The organism is Bacillus amyloliquefaciens DSM 7 = ATCC 23350, assembly GCF_000196735.1.
Classification (GTDB): domain Bacteria; phylum Bacillota; class Bacilli; order Bacillales; family Bacillaceae; genus Bacillus; species Bacillus amyloliquefaciens.
Genome location: NC_014551.1, coordinates 177501 through 198906 on the forward strand (window position 1 = coordinate 177501; position 21406 = coordinate 198906).

17 protein-coding genes, 2 rRNA genes and 1 pseudogene (1 of these 20 running past the window's edge) are annotated in these 21406 nt (G+C 47.2%); 7 read left to right on the forward strand and 13 right to left on the reverse strand.

The features are described 5' to 3' along the window. Both BAMF_RS21220 and rrf read left to right on the forward strand, forming a co-directional pair. Positions 1-81 (forward strand): 23S ribosomal RNA (locus BAMF_RS21220); it begins 2849 nt to the left of the window's first position. Positions 82-132: 51 nt separating this feature from the next. After that, a 5S ribosomal RNA gene (rrf, locus tag BAMF_RS21225) occupies positions 133-248 on the forward strand. 95 nt (positions 249-343) lie between these two features. Here the strand turns inward: rrf and BAMF_RS21230 are convergent. Then, entirely contained in the window at positions 344-1555 is a 1212-nt protein-coding gene (locus BAMF_RS21230) for an MFS transporter (protein ID WP_172800831.1), read from the reverse strand. Positions 1556-1782: 227 nt separating this feature from the next. On the opposite strand from BAMF_RS21230, the gene BAMF_RS21235 reads away from it, so the two are divergent. The 5 genes from BAMF_RS21235 to BAMF_RS21255 all read left to right on the forward strand — a co-directional run bounded on the left by BAMF_RS21235 (position 1783) and on the right by BAMF_RS21255 (position 7778). Beyond that, positions 1783-3051 (forward strand): aspartate aminotransferase family protein, encoded by a 1269-nt coding sequence (locus tag BAMF_RS21235; protein WP_013350833.1) that lies wholly within the window; start codon positions 1783-1785, stop codon positions 3049-3051. Beyond that, positions 3048-3998 carry an inositol monophosphatase family protein gene (locus BAMF_RS21240; RefSeq protein ID WP_013350834.1) on the forward strand — a complete coding sequence of 317 codons (951 nt, stop codon included), beginning with the start codon at positions 3048-3050 and terminating at the stop codon, positions 3996-3998. The genes BAMF_RS21235 and BAMF_RS21240 overlap by 4 nt, the downstream gene beginning before the upstream one ends. Then, complete coding sequence (locus tag BAMF_RS21245; RefSeq protein ID WP_013350835.1) at positions 3973-5019, forward strand: zinc-dependent alcohol dehydrogenase; 1047 nt, start codon at positions 3973-3975, stop codon at positions 5017-5019. Before BAMF_RS21240 ends, BAMF_RS21245 begins: the two co-directional genes overlap by 26 nt. Before the next feature lie 194 nt (positions 5020-5213). Then, the gene (locus BAMF_RS21250) at positions 5214-6686 is read left to right on the forward strand and encodes a SulP family inorganic anion transporter (protein WP_044051890.1); all 1473 of its coding nucleotides are present in this window, start codon (positions 5214-5216) and stop codon (positions 6684-6686) included. Positions 6687-6836: 150 nt separating this feature from the next. Next, positions 6837-7778: a bile acid:sodium symporter family protein gene (locus BAMF_RS21255; protein ID WP_088030666.1), complete on the forward strand. Its 942-nt coding sequence runs from the start codon at positions 6837-6839 to the stop codon at positions 7776-7778. Here the strand turns inward: BAMF_RS21255 and BAMF_RS21260 are convergent. From BAMF_RS21260 to BAMF_RS21315, 12 genes and pseudogenes are all read right to left on the reverse strand, one after another. After that, the gene (locus BAMF_RS21260) at positions 7767-8519 is read right to left on the reverse strand and encodes an alpha/beta hydrolase (protein ID WP_013350838.1); all 753 of its coding nucleotides are present in this window, start codon (positions 8517-8519) and stop codon (positions 7767-7769) included. The two genes, BAMF_RS21255 and BAMF_RS21260, sit on opposite strands and share 12 nt — an antisense overlap. Beyond that, a complete protein-coding gene (feuC, locus tag BAMF_RS21265) occupies positions 8516-9526 on the reverse strand; it encodes an iron ABC transporter permease FeuC (protein ID WP_041481585.1) in 1011 nt (336 codons plus the stop codon). The genes BAMF_RS21260 and feuC overlap by 4 nt, the downstream gene beginning before the upstream one ends. A 1-nt stretch (position 9527) precedes the next feature. Next, complete coding sequence (locus BAMF_RS21270) at positions 9528-10535, reverse strand: FecCD family ABC transporter permease (protein ID WP_013350840.1); 1008 nt, start codon at positions 10533-10535, stop codon at positions 9528-9530. A gap of 19 nt (positions 10536-10554) precedes the next feature. Then, positions 10555-11511, reverse strand: coding sequence for an iron-hydroxamate ABC transporter substrate-binding protein (locus BAMF_RS21275; RefSeq protein WP_013350841.1), 957 nt, complete (start codon positions 11509-11511; stop codon positions 10555-10557). Positions 11512-11598: 87 nt separating this feature from the next. Beyond that, positions 11599-13194 carry a bacillibactin transport transcriptional regulator Btr gene (btr, locus tag BAMF_RS21280; protein ID WP_013350842.1) on the reverse strand — a complete coding sequence of 532 codons (1596 nt, stop codon included), beginning with the start codon at positions 13192-13194 and terminating at the stop codon, positions 11599-11601. Between the two features lie 138 nt (positions 13195-13332). Beyond that, complete coding sequence (locus BAMF_RS21285; protein ID WP_013350843.1) at positions 13333-14577, reverse strand: exo-beta-N-acetylmuramidase NamZ family protein; 1245 nt, start codon at positions 14575-14577, stop codon at positions 13333-13335. A 15-nt stretch (positions 14578-14592) separates the two neighbouring features. Next, positions 14593-16503, reverse strand: coding sequence for a glycoside hydrolase family 3 protein (locus BAMF_RS21290; protein ID WP_013350844.1), 1911 nt, complete (start codon positions 16501-16503; stop codon positions 14593-14595). Positions 16504-16549: 46 nt separating this feature from the next. Next, positions 16550-17833, reverse strand: coding sequence for a penicillin binding protein PBP4B (gene pbp4b / locus BAMF_RS21295; protein WP_013350845.1), 1284 nt, complete (start codon positions 17831-17833; stop codon positions 16550-16552). Positions 17834-17850: 17 nt separating this feature from the next. Next, positions 17851-19218 carry a PTS transporter subunit EIIC gene (locus tag BAMF_RS21300; protein ID WP_013350846.1) on the reverse strand — a complete coding sequence of 456 codons (1368 nt, stop codon included), beginning with the start codon at positions 19216-19218 and terminating at the stop codon, positions 17851-17853. A 143-nt stretch (positions 19219-19361) separates the two neighbouring features. Beyond that, positions 19362-20291 carry an N-acetylmuramic acid 6-phosphate etherase gene (gene murQ, locus BAMF_RS21305; protein WP_013350847.1) on the reverse strand — a complete coding sequence of 310 codons (930 nt, stop codon included), beginning with the start codon at positions 20289-20291 and terminating at the stop codon, positions 19362-19364. Between the two features lie 99 nt (positions 20292-20390). After that, positions 20391-20866 (reverse strand): annotated as a pseudogene (locus BAMF_RS21310) (GNAT family N-acetyltransferase). 18 nt (positions 20867-20884) lie between these two features. Next, the gene (locus BAMF_RS21315; RefSeq protein ID WP_013350849.1) at positions 20885-21337 is read right to left on the reverse strand and encodes a 2-thiouracil desulfurase family protein; all 453 of its coding nucleotides are present in this window, start codon (positions 21335-21337) and stop codon (positions 20885-20887) included. Between the last annotated feature and the right edge of the window lie 69 nt (positions 21338-21406).

Sequence of the window (21406 nt, forward strand, 5' to 3'; positions counted from 1 at the left end):
ATGATCAGGTTGATAGGTCTGAGGTGGAAGTGTGGCGACACATGGAGCTGACAGATACTAATCGATCGAGGACTTAACCAATTTTGAATGTATGCTTCCTGTTATCTAGTTTTGAGAGAACACTCTCAATGGTTTGGTGGCGATAGCGAAGAGGTCACACCCGTTCCCATGCCGAACACGGAAGTTAAGCTCTTCAGCGCCGATGGTAGTCGGGGGTTTCCCCCTGTGAGAGTAGGACGCCGCCAAGCCATCTTGACCCAGTTCATGATGAACTGGGTTTTTTATATGAAAGATCTCACAGATATAAAGAGCTAATGCCTTTCAAAGGCATTAGCTTTTTTGTTTATATTGATTTTGCTTTGCTGCTGTGATTTTGAAGACTGTTTGATTTTATTGTCTCGAGCATTCTTAAACTGAACACAATCAGCAGCATCAGGAGCATCAGTGCAGTGAACAGCCAGAACGCGGTTTGTGCGGGATACTCATCCAAGCTCCAGCCGACGGCGATCGGAAGGAGTGAACCCCCTAATCCGTTTGAGGCAAGCAGAATACTGGTAGTTGTTTCTGTCTTTCCTGGGTAAAAATGATTGGTGATGATTAGGGCTATTGCAAACATGCCGGCCATGAACAGTCCTAAAAAGAAGCAAAGGGCAAAACCGAACCATACGCTTTTACTTAGTGCTAATACAGCAAGTGCAGCCAGGCCGCCAACGCTTATAATACGGAGATAACGGTGATATGTCAGCTTTTCAGATACCGGACCTGTTAATAACCTGCCGATAATCATCCCAGTCCAATACACGGTGACTGTTATCGTTGCTAAGGAGTTGGGGATATCCCATTTCTCAGCGAAGATGGAGGGGATAAAATGTACAATTGAAACTTCACTGCCTCCGTAAAAGAAGAAGTAAGCAGCTGCCAGGGCAATAAACAGCAATCCATGTGACCGATAGCCGGTGCTTTCTTTTTTAGTGCCGTCGGAAGAGACATCTTTGCGTATGAGAAGCTGATCAATGCTCCCAAAACTCATTTGCTTCCATGCGATTAAAAGTGCAAAACTGGATAACCCTAATACTAAAAAAGCAATTGTCCACATGTGGCTGTTGATAAGAAAGCCTGAAAGCAGAGGCATGAACAGCGCCCCTAATCCGTAAGCCACTTCCATCTTGCTCATAGCCACGGCTTGTCTTTCTTTAATAGCAGTGAGGATAATCGTGCCTACGCAGGATTCCACCAATCCAGCACCGAGTCCTGCTATACTGACGAGAAGAAAGAGCAGCGGCCAGGGCGGCAGGAAGGTGATGAAAACCTCACAGCTGATGAGTGCCAGGCCAAAGATAACGACGTTTTTGCGCCCGAACTTTTTCACCATGTAAGGCATTCCGATGACACCCACGAGGAAGCCCATGAACTGAGAAAATACTAGTACTCCGCCATTGCTGTAGGTTTGTGAATAATGTGTGAGTAACTCAGGGAGTACGGCTCCAAGAATAACAAGTGTAAAGGCAATCGATCCATAAGAAAAACAGCTTATCCACAGCAGACGAGTTTTCATCATTTTATCTCCTTATTGGTAAAATAATATTTCTCTCTACTCGTACGACATGATGTTTTTACAAAAAATCCAAGTATTGTTACTATATCACATAACCTTTTCACATACATCCCTTATGGTAACGTTAACAAATTGTTAACATTTTTTACAAGAAGATCGTTGACATTATTTTCAATTATTAATACGATAAAAAGCGAGTTTCTAATAATTTCATAGGGGTGGTATTTGTGGGAACGAAGGAAATCACGAATCCAGACAGCTTGTATTACAGTGTTGACGATGTAGTAATGGAGCGCGGAGAAGGGATTTACCTGTACGATCAAGAAGGTAATGAGTATATTGATTGTGCTTCTGCCACGTTTAACTTGAATTTAGGATACGGTAACAAAGAAGTCATTGATACGGTTAAAGATCAAGCCGATAAGCTGATCCATGTGACATCGTCCTTTCAAACAGACGCCGTAAATAAACTAGCAGAAAAACTAGTCGAAATCGCCCCCGATAATCTCACAAAAGTACACCCTAAAGTCAGCAGCGGTTCCGGTGCGAATGAAGGAGCTATTAAAATGGCTCAGTATTACTCCGGGAAAACCGACGTCATCTCCTTATTTCGAAGCCACCTCGGACAAACCTATATGACATCCGCTTTGTCCGGCAACTCATTCAGAAAAGAACCTTTCCCGCCGCAAATCTCTTTTGGCCTACAAGTACCTGATCCCTATTGCAGCCGCTGTTTTTATAATCAGAAACCTGATTCGTGCGGTATGCTGTGCGTAGAAAGAATTAATGATTTTATTGAGTATGCGAGCAATGGAAAAATTGCCGCCATGATTATTGAACCGATATCCGGAAACGGAGGAAACGTCGTTCCGCCTAAAGAGTATTTTAAACAGCTGAGAAAGCTATGTGATGAACATGATATCGCCCTGATCTTTGATGAAATTCAGACCGGGTTCGGACGGACGGGTAAAATGTTTGCCGCGGACCATTTCGATGTGAAACCCAATATGATGACCGTAGCAAAAGGGCTCGGGGGCACAGGCTTTCAAGTTGCCGCCACTCTGACGGAGGAGAAGTATACCGGACTTCCGGGATATACACATTCCTTTACGTACGGATCTAATGTGATGGCCGCTGCAGCCGCGTGTAAAACCATAGATATCATGCAGCGTCCAGGATTTTTGGAAAACGTAACGACGGTCGGAAATTATATTATGGACCGCTTAGAAACGATGAAAGAGGATTTTGCTTTTATTTCTGAAGTAAGAGGCGTCGGTCTGATGATCGGTGTTGAGATTGTCAAAGAGAACAATGAACCTGATGTGGAGCTGACCAATTATATTGCCAAACGGGCGATGGATTACGGACTGATTCTCCGGACATCCCGTTACGGATTCGGAAATGTATTTAAAATCCGTCCGCCTTTAACCATTACACTTAGTGAAGCTGAGGTGCTCTGCTACAGACTTCGCAAGCTATTGGAGGAAATCAAGTGAGAGACTATATCATTGAGCTTGGACAATATGTTTATCAAAAGGTGAAAAATCAAAAAGGCACGCTGAAAAATCGGCTCGTAAACGGATATTCCCCCGGAGGCGATGCTCAATTTAATATAGACGCCGCTGCTGAGGAGGCGGTGCTGGATTATATTCAAGAAAAGGGCCATCCGGTTGCTTTTTACACGGAGGATGGCGGCCTCAAGCTGATTGGAGAGAATCCGCAATATATTTTAATTGTAGATCCGATAGACGGAACGCGCCCGGCCGCCGCGGGACTTGAAATGTCATGTATTTCGATTGCGCTTGCTTCCTATAAGCCAAACGCAAGAATTAAGGATATCGAATTTGCTTTTTTACTTGAATTGAAATCAGGCGCTTATATGTACGGTGATATTTACAGCGATACCATTCAATTTGAAGGGTATCAGGGAGAATTGCCGAATTTGAGCGGAGTGCAGGATATTAAAAATATGTTTTGGAGCCTTGAGTTTAACGGGCATCCGGCGCAGCTGATGACGGACGCATACGGCCATTTGATTGACCAGTCGGCCAATAACGGCGGAGTCTTTGTTTTCAACAGCGCTTCTTATTCGATTTCACGAATTATTACGGGGCAGATGGATGCTTATGTGGATATCGGCAATCGTCTGCTGAAAGATGATCCGAAGCTGCTTTCAGATTTTCAGCAGGTCGGGAACGGACAGGTGCTGCACTTATTTCCTTATGATATTGCCGCGAGCGTCTTTTTGGCGAAGAAAGCGGGAGTGGTCATTACGGATGCGTACGGCCGGTCTTTAGACGACACACTTCTGACAGATTTAAGTTACCAGAATCAGCAATCATGTATCGCTGCATCAACGAAGGAGCTTCATCAGACATTATTAGACCAAATCCGCTGGGGCAGAAAGGAAGAGAGATATGAAGGCGTTGGTCTGGACTCCTAATGATAAGCTTGAATATCAAGAGGTGGACGAGCCTCAAATTCGAAAAGCCAATGATGTGAAGGTGAAAATTTTCGGCACCGGTATCTGCGGCACGGACTTAAATGTGCTGAAAGGAAAAATGAATGCAACCCATCATATGATTATGGGGCATGAATCGGTGGGAGCGGTCGTGGAAGTCGGGCCGGACGTGACAAATGTAAAAGTCGGAGACCGCGTCGTGATAGATCCCACACAGTTTTGCGGGAAATGCCATTATTGCCGGAGAGGACTGACGTGTTATTGCGAAACCTTCGAGGAATGGCAGCTTGGAATCGGGGCGCATGGGACGTTTGCGGAATATTACGTGGGGGAAGATCGGTTCATGTACAAAATTCCGGATTCCATGGAATGGGAGCGAGCCACGTTGGTTGAACCTCTCTCCTGTGTGCTGAACGTTGTGGATAAGGCTTCGATTCAGCCGGAGGATTCGGTTTTGGTTTTGGGTTCCGGACCGATCGGACTGCTTGTGCAAATGATGGTGAAAAAACTGGCGCGTTTGACGGTCGCGACTGAAATAGGCAGCTTCCGGAGTGAGGCGGCAAGCCGGATATCGGATTATGTCTACCATCCTGAAGCGCTAACCGTGGATGAAGTGAAACGGATTAATCAAGGAAGAAAATTTGATGTGATTTTTGACGCGATCGGCAACCAGCTTGATTGGGCTTATCCTTTCATTGAAAAGGGAGGCAGAATTGTGCCGATGGGCTTTGATGATACGTATGAGATGACGGTAAGGCCGTACCAGCTGCTGTCAAACGGCGTGACGATTGTGGGCACAGGTGAAGCCCGGCAGATCATGGAGGCTGCGTTGGCATGTGCGTCCGACCTTCCGCAGCTCTATGATTTCATTACTGAAAAGACGGAACTGAAGAATTATGAAGAAGCCATTGATCATCTCATGGGCATCGACCCGGTGACAAAAGAGAGAAAGGATATCAGCGCGATAAAAACCATTCTCGTGTCTGATCCGGAACTTTTATAAAAATGGCGAAAACGGCTCAAATGAGAGCCGTTTTTCTTTCTTATTTATCCGGTCTTGCACATTTTTTAAAAATTTAATATGATACTCTTTGTTAACAATTCCTTTCCTCAACGACATTATACTCTGAGCGTGTCCTCTTTTGCTCCGTAAGCCGTCCTCATATTCCCCAGATAAAGTCAATGCTTCCAACTGATATGGTGCGGATTTTTATAGTAAAAAGGAGTCGTTATCATTTGAAAGATTATACATTACAGCAGCAATGGTTCGGAAATGTCCGTAAAGACATTCTGGCCGGTATTCTGGTTGCTCTTGCTCTGATTCCTGAGGCAATCGGATTTTCAATTATTGCAGGTGTCGATCCTATGGTCGGCCTTTACGCATCATTTTGCATCGCGATTATTATTTCGATCTTCGGCGGCAGACCGGGAATGATTTCAGCCGCTACAGGTTCGATGGCGGTAGTAATGGTGACTTTGGTGGCCGATTACGGACTGCAGTATTTGTTTGCGGCAACCATTTTGACAGGTATTATTCAATTTGTTCTCGGGGTCAGTAAGATAGCGAGATTAATGAAATTTATTCCGCGTTCGGTCATGATCGGATTTGTGAATGCTTTGGCGATCTTGATTTTTTCTGCGCAGCTGCCGCAGTTCAAAGGGGCATCCTGGGTGATGTACGCCATGCTCGCCGGATCACTGGCTATTATATATCTTTTGCCGAAGGTTACGACGGCCGTGCCGTCTCCGCTGGTGGCGATTATTGTCATGACGATTATTGCGGTGGTTTTCCATGCGGATGTCCGCACAGTCGGTGATATGGGCGGAATTACAAGTTCACTTCCGCATTTCTTGATACCGGATGTTCCGTGGACGTTTGAGACATTGCGGATTATTTTCCCGTATTCACTGGCGCTTGCATTCGTCGGATTGCTTGAGTCATTGCTGACGGCCCAGATCATTGACGAAATGACGGATACGGATAGTGATAAGAACAAAGAAAGCCGCGGACAAGGAATCGCTAATATTGTGAACGGATTTTTCGGAGGGATGGCCGGATGCGCCATGATCGGCCAGTCCGTCATTAATACGAAAGCCGGCGGACGCGGCCGGTTATCAGCTTTTACGGCCGGAGCGTTTTTGATGTTTTTAATTGCCGTATTAAGCGGTATCGTTGTGAAAATTCCGATGGCTGCGCTGGTGGCCGTGATGGTTATGGTGTCCATCGGCACTTTTGATTGGTCATCGATTAAAGGCTTGCGGAAAGCGCCTCTTACGGATTCAATCGTTATGGTTATTACCGTCTTGACGGTCGTCCTGACAAATGATTTATCGAAGGGTGTTTTCGTGGGTGTGTTATTAAGCGCAATCTTTTTCACGGCTAAAATTTCTAAGCTGAAGATTGTATCACATTCCGAACAGAAAGATGTCAGAACATATAAGGTAACGGGACAGATCTTTTTTGCTTCTGTATCTGAGCTGATGAATGCCATCGATTATGATGAAGGTGTGAAACGGATTGTCATTGATTTGACAGGTGCCCACGTATGGGATGATTCAGGAGCGGCGGCTCTTGAGAAAATTGTCGCCAAATGTAAAGAATACGGAATTGAGGCTGAATTAAAGGGATTAAATCAGAAAAGCCGAGATTTAATGAAGCAAATGGCATAGAATTTGTGAAGTCCGGATGAATATATCCGGGCTTTTTTTCGGTTAAATTTGCCGGAGTGCATTGTTATAATGAATGAGACTTGAAAACCGTATATAGGAGACTTGCATATGATGTGGCTTCAGAAGATGAACCAAGTGTTGGGGAGAATCATGCCGCTTTTGACTCCGTCAAGTGTGGCGGCGGGTGTGCTGTTATCTCAGCATATCAGCTGGATGGCCGGCGCTGTGCCGTGGATTTTTGCTTTTATTACATTTACGGGCAGTCTGAGTGCCAATTTTCAATCGCTGAAGCGAAGTATTGAGCAGCCGCTCCCGATGATCATGGCATTGTTTGTTCTGCATATTTTCATGCCTGTTTTTGCATGGGGAAGCGGTCATCTGATATTCAGCGGTGACCCTTTAACTGTGACGGGGCTGATAATGGGTGTGGTGATTCCGACCGGAATTACGAGTTTGATTTGGGCCGCGATGTATAAGGGGAATGTCGGATTGACGCTGTCTATAATCCTGGTTGATACCGTACTGTCTCCTTTTATCGTGCCGCTGAGCCTTTCTGTCCTGGCCGGGGCAAATGTCCAGATGGATGTGTGGGGAATGATGAAAGGGCTTTTGGAAATGGTGGTGCTTCCGTCTATCGCAGGGATGATGGTCAACCAGTTTTCCCCGCCGGTCAGGACTCAGGCGATAAGCCGGACGCTGTCTCCTTTTTCAAAACTCTGTCTGATGATAGTCATTGCCATTAACAGTTCGGAAATCGCGCCGTATGTTACGCACTTGGATATCAAATTTGCGGGCATTGCGGCCGTGGTATTTTTTATTGCCATGACGGGTTATGCTGTGGCTTGGCTGATCGGAAGGCTGTTGAAGCGGAGCCAGGATGAAATTGTCTCTCTGATTTATACGGGAGGCATGCGCAATATCAGTGCTGGGGCCGTTCTCGCCGTTTCGTTTTTTCCGTCGCAAGTGGCGGTTCCGGTCGTCATCGGGATGCTTTTTCAGCAAATCCTTGCCGCTTTATTCGGCTATTTGCTGAGGCGCTTTGAACTTAAGCCGGTCGTTATGAAGTATGAAAAAAACCGCTCAGCCACGTGAGCGGTTTTTTCCGTACAGCCAGCTTAGAGCTGAAATGAATTGTCTTTTGAACGCTTCTTGATGGTGCACGGCGCCCTCTTCAATCGTGAAACAGAGCTGAGAGTGAGAGAAGCCTTTTTGCCTCATGCTTTCATGCACGTCTCTATTTTGTCTGACCATAGTGTTTTGGATGTTGTTTTTATGCTCAGCTTCACGGCTGCCGACAGACATATAGATGCGCTGCCGTGTCTGCCGCAAAGGTGCGGAGCGGACATAGTCTGCCGATTTTTCATACCAGAAGGACCCGGAGATACAGCCGATTCTGCCGAATATCTCAGGCTTCTGTAACATCGCGTACATTGAAAACAATCCGCCTAATGACGCGCCGATCAGTCCTCTTGTTTCCGGGTCCGGAGACATGTGATGCATATCTTCAACCGTTGGGATGATGGTATTTGTCAGGTCTTCAAGAAAGAGGCTCCCTTTGCCGCCGAAATCATGAAACGCAGGGCTCAGGGAAGGCGCAGGCCATGGTGTGTACTCATCGAGCCTGTTATCCGGTTTGATGCCGGCGAAAATCAATTCAGGAAGTGTTCCGTTCGCAAATTGGAATTCAAGCTTCTCCATCTGCTCTAAAAACAAAACACCCCCATCAAGTACGTAAACCCAGGGTAAAGCCTTGGTTTGAACCGAATAGGAGGGAGGAAGATACACCGTGCATTCCTTTCCGTTTATCCGGTGTTCTGTGAGTGTGCCTCTCATGCGTCCAATCCCTTTTTTTGTTTAAACAGCAGAAAAAAGAAATAAGGAACGCCGAGAATCGCCAGAATAATGCCCGCCGGCACTTCTGATGGCTGAAAGAACAATTTGCCCGCAAAGTCGGCGGATATGACGAGAAGCATACCCACCAGTCCGCTGACCGGTAACGAATATCTGTGTTCAATTCCGGCAAGCCTGCGGGAAATATGAGGCGCGATCAGTCCGACAAACGCCATGCTGCCCGCTGCGGTCACACATGCGCTGATCAGAGCGATGCAGGCAACGAGTAAAATGGTTTTTTCTTTATTGGATGAAACACCGAGGCTTTTCACCGTGTCCTCATCGAAACGTATGGTATCCAACAATGACATTTTCGCCATCAGCAGAGGGATGAACACGATCAGCCACGGGAGTATCGCCGTAATGGTCATCCAGTTTGCTGACCAGATGCTGCCGTTCTTCCAGACCATCGCCATCTCATAGTCCTGCGGGTCCATTTTTAATGAAAGAAATAGAGACAGCGCGCTGAATCCGGAATTCATGGCGATTCCGACGAGAATAATTCTGCCGGATTCCAAATGGCCCCGGTGCCAGGCGAAAATATAAATCAGCACGGCCGCCATCAATCCTCCGATGAGGCCGAAGACAGGCATACCCATGGCTGATGCAAGCGCCGTCGCTTCAGATTGCCCCTGAAACAGAAGCATAAACGCAACGATTCCCGCTCCGGCTCCGGCATTGATGCCTAAAATCCCGGGATCGGCCAGTCCGTTTTTGGTAATGGCCTGAATAACGGTTCCGGCTATCCCCAAACCGAGTCCGATGGCAGCCGCCATGACAATGCGCGGCAGCCTCAGCTGAAACAGCAAAATTTCATATTGAGGATTCGGATGGATGTGGAAAAGCGTACTGAGCAGTTCACCCGGCTTTGCGGAAAAAGAACCGCTGGTCATGCTGAAATAGCTTACGAGCAATATGAGAACAATCAGTATGATATAAATTCCGGCCATTTTACGCACCGCGCTGATCCCCTCCTTTTCTTTTAATCAAATAAAGAAAGAAAGGAACACCGATGATAGAAGTAACAACTTCAATAGGTGTCTCAAACGGATAATTGATCAATCGGCTGGCAAGATCGCAAAAGGTCAGGAAGACGCCGCCGATGATGCACGCGCAGGGAATCAGCCTGCTGTAGTCTGATCCGACGAGAAAGCGTGTGATGTGCGGAACGACCAAACCGACAAAGGCAATTTTTCCGGCGAGCGCCACCGAGCTTCCGGTCAATATGACAACGGCCGCCATCGCCATGAGTTTGATAGTTCTTTTCTGCTGTCCCAGACTTTTTGAAATGTCGTCTCCTAATGATACGGCTGTAACCTTTTTGCTGAGAATCATGGCCGTGATGATTCCGATAGCGAAAAACGGGACGGCCAGTTTCAAAAAATCAGGGTTCATTTGATGCAGTCTCGCACTGTACCAAAAACTGAGATCCTGCGAGATTTGAAAATAAATCGAAAGCGCAGCCGACAGACTGCTGAGAAGCATACTGGTCACCGTTCCGATAATGGCAAGCTGCACCGGGGTAAAACCGCCGGGAAGAATGGAGGCCAGCCCGAAAACAAGGGCGGCGCCGAAAGCGGAACCGATAAACGAGTATATGATCATTTCAATGGATGTCGATTGAGGGAGCAATACCATGCAAAGGGTAATGATAAAAGCGGAGCCGTCCGACACACCCATGATCGAAGGCGAGGCCAGATAGTTCCGTGTGATTCCCTGCATGAGCGCTCCGGAAACAGCAAGGGCGGCGCCGATAAACATCGCGCCGGCAGCCCTTGGGATTCTTGAATGCCATATGATCTGATGGTCGGTATTCTCCGGATTAAAGTGCAGCAATGCGGAGAACACGGTATGGACGTCAAGCTGCTTTGCGCCATATAAAACGGAAAGCAGCAGCGACAGAACAATGGCAATCGGTGAAGCGATGATAATAATGTGTGTCCGCCGTTTTGCATACATGTGAAAAACCTACTCTTTATTAGTCTTGAGTCAACTTATCAGCCGCAACCTGTAAGAAGCGGATTTTACTCCAAGAGGTTCCGCCTTGAGCTAATGGATCAATCGTATTGACGTATACATGGTCTTTTTTGACCGCCGTCAGGCTCTTCCAGATCGGATTTTTCTCTAAATCTTTCAACGCGTCCGGTTTATCCGCGTTTTCATCATCAGAGAATTGTACGAAGATATGGTCGGGATTCATTTCGCTTAATTTTTCAAGAGAAATCAGTTCCTGCGCTTTCGCCGCTTTGACTTCGGCCGGCGCCTTCAGACCTAAATCACCGTATAGCGTGGAGTTGAAATAAACTTGTTCAGGGTAAATATAAATATTGCCTTGTCTGATTCTGATAACCAGCGCGTTTGACTGTTTCGCTTTGCTGTTGATCTTTGTTTTTGTCTTTTTTAGATCCTGTTCGTAATCGGCAATGATTTCTTTCGCTTTTTTCTCTTTACCGGTAAGCTGGGCGAGCAGCATCATGTTTTCTTTCCAGTTTGATGAGATATGAGAGACAGGGATGGTCTCAGCGGTGCCGCTCAATTTTTTTAATGTTTTTTCCGGGAATTTGGTTGATGCCAGAATGACATCCGGCTGCAGCTCAAGAATTTTTTCCATATTCGGCTGCATTTTTTCACCGGTTGATACGGATTTATCTGTAATATCTTTAAACAGTTCCGGGAATTTGCCGGAGAATGAAATCGCTCCTGCCGGATGGACGTCGAGTAATTTGGCGTCTTCCATTGACTCTACGCTGCCTGTAATGGCGATTTTGTCAGTCGGCGCTTTGACTTCATATGTTTTTCCGAGATATTCGATTTTCTTTTTATCTGAAGAAGCGTCCTTTCCTTTACTTGCTGTATCAGATGTTTCTGAGCTTCCGCAAGCCGCGGCCGTGAAAGCCAAAAGCAAAATCATGAAAGCGAATGCCAATTTCTTCATCTATTGTTCCTCCTGTTCAATTGATAACTATTATCAATTGGAATTATAGAGAATGAACAGAGATAAGACCATGGACAATTTCCGGTATTACCATGGACGATCTTCGGAAAAAATGGAAATGCTTTGCTCAATGATCCGCTGATGGCCGCTTGGAGAATATTCAATCCACGGGTCGGATGAAATGGGAAACACGCGTTTATTGCTGACTGCTCTAAGGTTCTGCCATATCTCAGTCTGCTGAATGCGCTGAAAATAGCGAAGTGTTTCCGGTTCTTTGCAAGTAAAAAGCATGATGCAGTCAGCTTGGCAATCCGCCAGCATGTCCAATGAAATCTTTTCGTCGGGAGCAAAGGATTCCGGTTTTGCGGAGGCAAAGCCTAAATCGCCGAAGAAGACTTCCTCAATGCTGTTGTTATGGGCGATATACATATTTTCTTTATACACACGGACAAATAAGAAACGCTGATGACGCACGTTTTGAAGCGAATCCTTCGCTGATTGCGCAAGGCTTTGATAGGCTTCAAGCCAATGCTTTGCTTCCTGTTCTTCATTCAGGTAAGCGGCCGTGCGCAGAAACTGATCTCTCCAATTGTCTTGAGTCGGCAGGTAGAAAACTTCGGTGATATCATTCAGGCGCTGTTTTTCTTCTTCACTGACAGAATCCAGACTGAAAATGATGTCAGGCGCAGCTTGAGACAGCGTATGTAAATTCTCTTCCCAATCTGCGTTGTAGCGGTAAGCGCTCAGGTGAACGGGAATGTCGGAAGAGAATTGTTTGTAATAATAGGCCGTCCATTTCGGGTGAAGCGCCGCAGCGTAAGGCACGTGATGCAGCGGGATCAGATGCCCCATCATTTCTTTCCCGTACGCAGCCATTTTTGTGCGTCTTTTTTTCATATAGCTTGTAGGTGAGCTGCCGGTATGTTTTTTAAAGATGCGGCTGAAATAAAATTCGTCCTGGTAGCCGATTTGATGAGCGATTTCCCGCAGTTTGCAGCTGGCTTTGGCCATCAGTTTTTTTGCATTGGTCATGCGGATGTCTGTGATATATTCTGTTACGCTCTGCCCATATAGCTTTTTAAAGGATTCACTGTAATGCTTGGGGCTGATCCCCGCCATTTGCGCAAGCTGGGTGAGCGTGATTTTTGTGGCGAATTGTGCATGTATGAATTGTTTTGTCTGTTCGATCGCCGCTTTCGTATTGTTCTGATGACACACTTTTGCGGCATACAGGTCGTACATCAGCTGCTGAAAGTCGGCTGTTGATTTCATTTTCTGCAATGCGTCTGCTGATTGCACATTTTCGGAAAGTGACTGAAGCCGGCTTGTCAAATGTTCAACCGTCTGCAAATTCATTTGCTGGAGTCCGTGAAAGATGTCTCCCCCATTAACCGGAAGCATCGCTTCTTCGTCTGAGAAATAGGAAAAAACACGGAGTCTGACGATATACAAATGGATGCCGTCTGACGGCATAGGATCAATATTGAATGTCTCATCACGAGGACAGATGTAGAGTGTTTCCTTCTGGAGCGGGACGCTGTCTGTTCCGATATCAATTTTTCCCTCGCCTTTCACATGAAAGATCAGTACGGGGGAATCAGTGAGCTGATGCTCTGACAGAAGGTCGGCTGTTTTTTTTACGGAGATGATATCAATTGGGTGAAAGAATAATGTGTTTTTCATGAGAAACCACCTTTTAGGAAACATTCATTCAAATGATAACTGTTATCATTTGAATTGTACCAAATAAATGAATGTTTTCCTATAAAAAGGCGGAAATGCAAAACACGTCAAAATGTTACACGTGTAACACGAATCTTGTCAGTATATGAGGTATTGCTTTCTTACGGGCTCGAATTGATCAAGCCGGCGCTGATATGTGCTGATGATGTCTTGAATGGAAGCGCTTTGTTCTATTTTTTTGCGTACCCAGCCGTTGCCGATCAGCTTGTCAAAAGCTCCTGTCGGCAGGAATGAGAAGTCATTCGGATATAAGTCATGCATGGTTTTCAGAATGGAGAGCCCTGTTTTTACCGCTTCAAATGTGTTTCTGTTTGTTACGTAGACTTGTACGCCGTGGCATAGCTTGCCTTGATGCTTGGAGAAGCTGGGGATGAATGAAGCGGCTCTGAAGGTGACGCCGGGAAGCTTGAGGCTGTTAAGGCGTTCTTCAAGCTCTGTGCTCTTCATATAAGGCGCACCGATAAGTTCAAACGGCTTCGTCGTGCCTCTTCCTTCAGATACATTTGTGCCTTCAATTAAGCCTGTTGCCGAATATGCGAATATGCTGTCCGGGGTCGGGATGTTTGGCGAAGGGAGGACGAACGGCAGACCGGTATCTTCAATCGTCATCGTCCGCTTCCAGCGCTTCATCTTTACGACGGTGAGGTCGGCGCCAATATGAAACTCTTTATTGAATAAGAGAGCAAGCTCGCCGATGGTCATGCCGTGCTTCAGCGGGATTGGATAAAGTCCGACAAATGAAGCGTAATGAGGTTCAAGAACCGGGCCGTCCGGATTTCGTCCGCCTTGCGGATTCGGCCGGTCCAAGACATAGAAAGGAATGCCTTTTTCTTTGGCCGCTTCCATGGCATAGGCCATTGTATAAATGTAGGTGTAGTATCGCGTTCCGACATCCTGAATATCGAAAATCAGCACATCCGTATCTTTCAGCATGTCAGGCGTCGGTTTTCTCGTTTCTCCGTAAAGGCTGTAGACGGGAAGCCCTGTTTTTTCGTCTATATAGGATGTGACTTTGTCTCCGGCCTGAGCGTCCCCGCGAACACCGTGCTCCGGTCCGAATAATGCCGTCAAATGAATGTCTTGTGCCTCGTAAAGCACGTCAACGCTGCTTTTCAATGTTGAGTTCACACCGGTCGGATTGGTGATCAGCCCGATCCTTTTTCCCTTCAGTTCTTGTTTATAATCTTTCAGCAGGCGGTCGATGCCTGTTTCGATGCTTGGTTTCTTGGCAGTGTGTGAATTTCTGTCAGAAGCCGCCGAGACTGCCGTCATGGCACTGATGACGACTAATCCGGCGAGAAGCGCAGCCGTTTGTGTTTTCATGATCAGCCCTCCTGTTTAAAGCGGTTTTCCGTTTTTTAGATTAATTCCGAAGCCATAAGGGTACAGCGTCGTTCCCGGGTGAGTGACGGAAGGAATGTCAACGGGCAGCCTGCCTTTCGGTTTTGTCTGTCCGAATATCGCTTCAATGCCTGCCGGAATGTTTGGCTGAAGAAATTGTCCGTCTGCATATCCTTTAAAGCCGTAGACTGCAATAAGGGCTTCAGCTTCTTCAAAATTAGCGGCGTCGTAAGGATTACGAAGGCTCATCAGCACAAAGGGTTTATGGTTCGATTGTGCGGATTTCATGACGGCCCGCGGAAATGCGGTCGTCCACTTGCCGGGATCTGTGACAGAATCGTCAATGGTGCCGTCATTTACGACAGGGTCATTTTTCACGACATATGAGCCTGTAATGACGTAATCGGCGTCGGATACGAGCTTTTTATACTCATCATTAAATGTGCGCTCGGCGAAGTTCATTTTACTGATGGTTACCGGCCGGATCTCTTTCTTCTTGATGAGCTGCCGGATGGTTTGTTCCATGGATGCTGTTTGATCTTCATAAGGAGCGGCAATGAGAACGCGGCTGTTCTTTTTCGGTTTGAATGGAAGGGTACGGTTTTTGTTTTGTAAGACGGTGACGGATCTTTCCGCGATTTGTTTTTCAGCTTTCAGATGGTTTTTGCTTCCGACGGTTTGCTTTGCTTTTGCGACCTTCTTATTCAGACTTGTTTCTTTCGCGGGATATATACCTCTTTTTATTTTCAGGGAAATGATGCGTTCCGCCGATTTGTTAATTTGCTGAACCGGTATTTCCCCTTTCTGAACCGCCTTTTTTAAAGCGGCAAGAACTTGGGCAAAGCGGTTTTCCGTTTGCAGCGATGTCACTTGGGCCGGCATCAGAGCGATATCCACTCCTGCTTTTACGGCCATGACGACCGCCTCTTCCTGGCCGAAATGATCGGCAATGGCTTTCATATTTAATGCATCCGTGACAATGACGCCGTTAAATCCCATTTCCTCACGGAGAAGATGAGTCATCACTTTTTTCGAGAGTGTGGCGGGTACGAGGATGTCTGAACCGTCCAGTTTGCTTTTATAAGTTGTATCGTCAAAAGCGGGAAATTGCACATGGGCTGTCATGATCATATCGGCCCCGGCCTGAATGGCTTTCCGGAACGGATAAAGTTCAATCTGACGCAGCCTTTCTTGACTGTGGGTGACAAGCGGGAGGCCGTAGTGGCTGTCGACATCCGTATCGCCGTGTCCCGGGAAATGTTTGACGGCGGCAGCGACATCCTGTTTTTGCTGAGCCTTCATTGAGGCAAGGCCGAGTGATGCTGTCAGATCACGGTCTGAACTGAATGACCTGACGCCGATGACCGGATTTCCGGGATTATTATTGATATCGAGAACGGGAGCGAAATTCGTATTAATGCCAAGTGCCTTCAGTTCTTTCCCGATTATGGCGCCGGTCTGGGACGCGTAAGCTGTTTTTCTCGCGGCTCCGAGTGCCATATTGCCTGGGAAATGAGTGCCTTCACCAAGTCTTGTTACGATGCCGCCTTCTTGATCAATGCTTAATAAAAGTGGAATATCAGGGCTCGCCTTTTGAAAGGCATCTGTCAGGCGGACCGTTTGCTCAGTGCTTTTTACATTTTCTTCAAATAAGATAACGCCGCCGAACCGGTACTTTTGAATAAGCCCTGCGACTTCGTCATTCATTTGGGTAAGAGCCTGAGGGGATGACTGCCCCTTCTTTTGCCAATTTCGAAAATCAGGCATGAGCATCTGCCCCAGTTTTTCATCTAATGTCATGCGGGATACCGCTTGTTCCGCCTGTGACGGAATGTCCGGTTTTGTCGATGCATGATGTGTGCCGGAAACAATGAACAACAGTAATACAGCTGAGATGACAAGTTTCATAATGATGTCCTCCTGTCGTCATAGTGTAGACAAAAGACTTGGGGTGTCATTCAATGGCTTCGTAAATCGCCTTTACAACGCTGCCGTAGCTTCCGGTCGGGAAAAGATCCCCTTCGAAAACATTGGGGTTTTCACCGGGGCTGACGACGGGGGAATGCTTTTTGTTGGTCAAAAGTGCGATCCCCAGGTTATAAGCGGGGTCAATGATCGTGACGGTGCCGGTCCATCCGGTATGGCCGTAAGCCTGCCTGCTTGCATAAGGACCGAACATCCACTCCATATCAGGGCTGCCGTTTTTCCGCCAGCCGAGAGCGAAAGTCGGGTCAGATGAAGCCGTCGTTGTGAACAGATCAGCCGTTTGTTTATTGAAGAGAGAAACGTGTTTGTAAGTGCCGCCGTTCAGCATGACTTGAAGAAGGACGGCCATGTCATCAGCTCTGGAAAACAGTCCTGCATGGCCGGACACTCCTCCCATTGAGTAAAAAGCTTTTTCGTCGTGAACCTCCCCTTGCAGCGTATACGTCCTGATGTGAGGAAAATGGATGGCCCCGTCACGCGTGTTGCCTAAGCGTTCAGTGGCTGCGAATGCTTTTTCTTTGAAGCCTTTTTGCAGCGGATTGAACAGGGTATGCTTCAGTTTCAGCGGTTTATACAGTTCTTGCTCCGCATAAGCATTGAGGGTTTTTCCGGTTATGTTTTCAATGATGCATCCGAGAAGCATGTACCCGATATCACTGTATACGTGCTTTGTCCCCGGTTTGTATTCAAGCGGGATTTGGGTGAGAAAACGGATCGTTTTGTCCCGTTGTTGTGAATAAAAAGGGCCCGCCGTGTCAGGCTGATAGAAATAAAAACTTGCCGGAAGACCGGATTGATGCTGGAGCACATCAATGACGCGTATGCGGTCTTTCCCTTGAACCGGATCGCTTTTTCTGTCTTTGAAATCGGGAAGGTAAGCCGAGACTTTTTGATATACATCAAGCTTCCCCTGACTGACGAGGCGCTGTAATGCAAAATTCGCCGCGTACATTTTTGTATTGGAAGCTAAATCAAACATAGTTGATGTTTTCATTTTTTTCGGATGGGATAAAAGAACGTTTCCATCATATTTTTTGCTGTAGCCGTATGCTTTCTTTTTTATCACTCGTCCGTCCTTTACGACGACGAGGACGGCGCCCGGGAATCCTGCTGCAATGTCTTTTTCAATCATTTGATCAACCTTTCTGAGCTTTGCTGTATCGTATAATTTGGATTGGGCGAAGGCTTTGTGCTGCGGCAGAAAAGAAAAGCTGATGACCATTGTGAGTATGGCGGCTGCCAGTGTTTTCATATTCTGATTCCTCCCGGCTAATCAAATTCAGCAGCCATGTCATCCGTAAACCCGAAAGCATAAGTGAAGACAAAGCCCGCCGCGTAAGAGATGAAGAGACCGATGATATACAAAACGATCTGGGCCGGCTGTACGAGAAATGAGAGCGGAAGGCCGGAGACACCGATTGAAAAAGTGGCCACTTGAAAATGGGCTTGAAAGGCGCCGCCGATTCCCGCGCCCAAACACGCTGTTAAAAACGGCCGGCCGAGCGGGAGTGTGACGCCGAAGATGAGCGGCTCCCCGATTCCGAGCAGACCTGATGGAAGTCCGCCTCCAATCGCTCTTTTCAATGAGGCTTTTTTTGTTTTCATAAAGATGGCGAAGGCTGCGCCTACTTGACCTGCGCCTCCCATCGCGAGAATCGGGAGAAGCGGGTCATCTCCGATTGATCGGATTAATTCCAGATGCACGGGAGTCAAGCCCTGATGCAGCCCGGTGATGACAAGAGGCAGGAAGGCGGCCCCTAATACAAACCCCGACACTGCTCCCCCGACATTCAATAGCGACAATAAGCCTGATGTAATCAGATCAGAAATAAAACCGCCTACAGGGATAAAGACGACATATGTTACCAGCCCGGTGATAAGCAAAGACAATGTAGGCGTAACGATAATGTCGATGGATTGATGGACGTACTTTCTGATCAACCGCTCGGTATAAGCGATAAAAATCGCGGCGAAAAGCACGCCGATTAATCCTCCCCTGCCAGGGAGCAGATTCTCTCCGAACAAACTGATATTGGCGATCTCAGGGTTAAGGATCAATATCCCCGCAAGGCCGCCCATCGCGGGTGTCCCGCCGAATTCCTTCGCCGCATTGATGCCGACAAGGACGCCGAGGTAAGCAAATAAGCCTGAACCGATAACCGTTAATATAAGCGCGATTTGGGATTCTTTCGGGAGCCAGCCGGCCTGAATGACGGCTTTCGTAATGCCGGTGATTAAACCTGATGCAATGAGTGCGGGAATAAGAGGAATGAAGATGCTTGATAGCTTTCTGAGAAACAGGGTGATGGGTGTTGTGTTTTTTCTGTTGAGATCAGCTTTTTTCCGTGAGGCGGCTTCTTTTAAATCAATGTTTTTTCCGGGTGACATAAGGTTTGCGAAAGCGTCGGCGACATGATTGACGACACCCGCGCCGAGAATGATCTGCAGGGTTTCGGCCTCGACGACGCCTATTACTCCGTCAAGCCGTTTCAGCGCTTCAATATCCGTTTTGTCCTGATCAAAAGGTGTAATTCTTAAGCGTGTCATACAATGGGTAAAGCCTGAAATATTGGATGAACCGCCGCAATTGTCCAGAATATCTTTGGCCAGCGCATGATAAAATGCCTCTTTGCTCATGGAAACCCTCCTCTTTCAGTACAATTTTCCCGCGGAGCTTTGCCTGAAACGCGTCTTAAAAGCGCCTGCGCCGATCATGAAAACGGCGCGGGCTCGTAAAGCACTTTATGATCATTGACTGGGGCGTTCTGACCAAGGGATGATCAGCGGTTTTTTTCTCTTGAAATATGCTGTTCAATGGCTTTGTCAATGAAGCCTTCTGCTTCTTTGAGAAGTGCTTTTGCGTGTGTTTCGTCCGAATTCGTCTTCAGCATGACGATCGCCGTTTTGACATGGCTGCCTGAGGCCTCAAGCGTTTCCCTTGCCTTGTCGTACGGCACGCCCGTGATGCTTTGGATGGTGCCGATTGCCCGTTCTTTCAATTTTTCATTGCTGACATGAACGTCCACCATTAAATTTTCGTACACTTTGCCGCTTTTAATCATCACGGCGGTGGAAATCATGTTCAGAATCATTTTATGTGCCGTCGCCGCTTTCATTCGTGTTGACCCTGTAATCACTTCGGGGCCGACGACAACTTCGATGCTGTGATCGGCATACGTGCTGATCAATGAGTGCTTATTGCATGTGAGCGCGACGGTTTTGGCGCCGATTGTTTTTGCATATTTCAGCGCACCGGCCGCATACGGAGTGCGCCCGCTTGCCGCGATGGCGATCACGGTATCGTCTTCGGTAAGCCCGATTGTCTTGAGATCAAGAGCGCCGGTTTCCTCGCTGTCTTCGATTCCTTCAGCCGCTTGCAAAAAGGCGTCTGCCCCTCCGGCCATCAGTCCGATGACGGTGTCGGGACTTACGCTGTATGTAGGCGGGCATTCAACCGCATCCAGTACACCAAGTCTGCCGCTTGTGCCCGCTCCCGCATAAATCAGCCTGCCGTTTCGCCGCAATGACTGATGGGCAAATTGAACGGCAATTTCAATATCAGGCAGCACCTGCTGAACGGCGTCCGCCACTTTGAAATCCTCTCGGTTAATGATGCGGAGGATTTCCATCGTGTCTGCTTGATGGATTGAAGCGGTCTCTGGATTTCTTGTTTCTGTGGTCAATCTGTGAATGTTAAGCCGGTCTGTCATGAATGTACCCTCCCAAGTCGTTATTACTTGAAGTATATGGGCTTCTGAATATATGTTTCAAGAAAAATCGGCAGGGAAAAGATGAATAATGAAACGCTTTCACAAAAAATGATGCAGAATGTGCTGTTCGCCGATCGGGCCGATCCTGCGCCGCCCTTTATCAATAAAACCGGAAGACCGGTACAAGTTCTGTGCACGATGATTGGATGATTCACTGCAAGCACGATTTCATCACACCAAGGGAAATAATTTGCGATAAAAGCGGGAAGCTGCAGCATCGCCTGTTTGGCATAACCTTTTCCCTGCTGTGACGCATGTAATGACAGCGCGCTCAGTAAAATGGCAGACACGTTGTTCGAATATGGGGCGATGGTTTCTTTTGAGGTATGTAAAATAAAAAAACCGACTGGGCTGTCTTCTTTTAAAATGACTGTGGGATAACGATCCCGGATGACAAGCGCCTGCGGCAGGACATCTTTCGGGAGAGCGGAGAACATTTTATCTTCTTCACTGAGTACAAACCCGTTCAGCCTGTCTGCATGCTCCGGTTTGTAAAAAGACAGGGTTACATCCATGATATCTTCTCTCCTTTTTTATAATTGATCCAGTTCATCTTCTGATAACACACGGCAGCCTGCCCGTTTTAAAAGAGCGGAAGTGATGCCGTCCCCGGTGATCTTTTTCCCTGAGAAAGTTCCGTCATAGATGAAGCTGCTTCCGCAGGATGGGCTGTTTTCTTTAAGGATGACCGTGCCGTCGCCTATTTCTTTTGCGTATGCCAGTGTTTTTTCCGCGCCGGCCATATATAAAGCGGTAACGTCTTCACCAGATGCCGTTACGATTTTCGCCGTTCCGTTCAGCACATCTTCGCCCGTGCCGCCGATGATTTCCGCCGGTTCGCGGGGAGTGGTGAAGCCGCCCAAAAGTTCAGGGCAGACCATAACAGCTTTCTTTTCATCCACGAGTCTGAGGATTTTTTCCGAAGCGGCGTGGGAGCCGTTATACCTGCATTCGATACCGCCGAGACAAGAGCTGACTAAGATCATCTGTGTCCATTCCCTTCAATATTTATGATACCTCCATCTTAAATGAAATAAGAAAGAAGGGATGAGTTT

What these genes read in the sequence shown, in the direction of transcription:
- BAMF_RS21230 (WP_172800831.1), bottom strand. Translation starts at nt 1,555, where the DNA reads ATGAAAACTCGTCTGCTGTGGATAAGCTGTTTTTCTTATGGATCGATT.
- BAMF_RS21245 (WP_013350835.1), top strand. Translation starts at nt 3,973, where the DNA reads ATGAAGGCGTTGGTCTGGACTCCTAATGATAAGCTTGAATATCAAGAG.
- BAMF_RS21250 (WP_044051890.1), top strand. Translation starts at nt 5,214, where the DNA reads ATGGTGCGGATTTTTATAGTAAAAAGGAGTCGTTATCATTTGAAAGAT.
- BAMF_RS21255 (WP_088030666.1), top strand. Translation starts at nt 6,837, where the DNA reads ATGCCGCTTTTGACTCCGTCAAGTGTGGCGGCGGGTGTGCTGTTATCT.
- BAMF_RS21260 (WP_013350838.1), bottom strand. Translation starts at nt 8,519, where the DNA reads ATGAGAGGCACACTCACAGAACACCGGATAAACGGAAAGGAATGCACG.
- feuC (WP_041481585.1), bottom strand. Translation starts at nt 9,526, where the DNA reads ATGGCCGGAATTTATATCATACTGATTGTTCTCATATTGCTCGTAAGC.
- BAMF_RS21270 (WP_013350840.1), bottom strand. Translation starts at nt 10,535, where the DNA reads ATGTATGCAAAACGGCGGACACACATTATTATCATCGCTTCACCGATT.
- BAMF_RS21275 (WP_013350841.1), bottom strand. Translation starts at nt 11,511, where the DNA reads ATGAAGAAATTGGCATTCGCTTTCATGATTTTGCTTTTGGCTTTCACG.
- btr (WP_013350842.1), bottom strand. Translation starts at nt 13,194, where the DNA reads ATGAAAAACACATTATTCTTTCACCCAATTGATATCATCTCCGTAAAA.
- BAMF_RS21285 (WP_013350843.1), bottom strand. Translation starts at nt 14,577, where the DNA reads ATGAAAACACAAACGGCTGCGCTTCTCGCCGGATTAGTCGTCATCAGT.
- BAMF_RS21290 (WP_013350844.1), bottom strand. Translation starts at nt 16,503, where the DNA reads ATGAAACTTGTCATCTCAGCTGTATTACTGTTGTTCATTGTTTCCGGC.
- pbp4b (WP_013350845.1), bottom strand. Translation starts at nt 17,833, where the DNA reads ATGAAAACACTGGCAGCCGCCATACTCACAATGGTCATCAGCTTTTCT.
- BAMF_RS21300 (WP_013350846.1), bottom strand. Translation starts at nt 19,218, where the DNA reads ATGAGCAAAGAGGCATTTTATCATGCGCTGGCCAAAGATATTCTGGAC.
- murQ (WP_013350847.1), bottom strand. Translation starts at nt 20,291, where the DNA reads ATGACAGACCGGCTTAACATTCACAGATTGACCACAGAAACAAGAAAT.
- BAMF_RS21315 (WP_013350849.1), bottom strand. Translation starts at nt 21,337, where the DNA reads ATGATCTTAGTCAGCTCTTGTCTCGGCGGTATCGAATGCAGGTATAAC.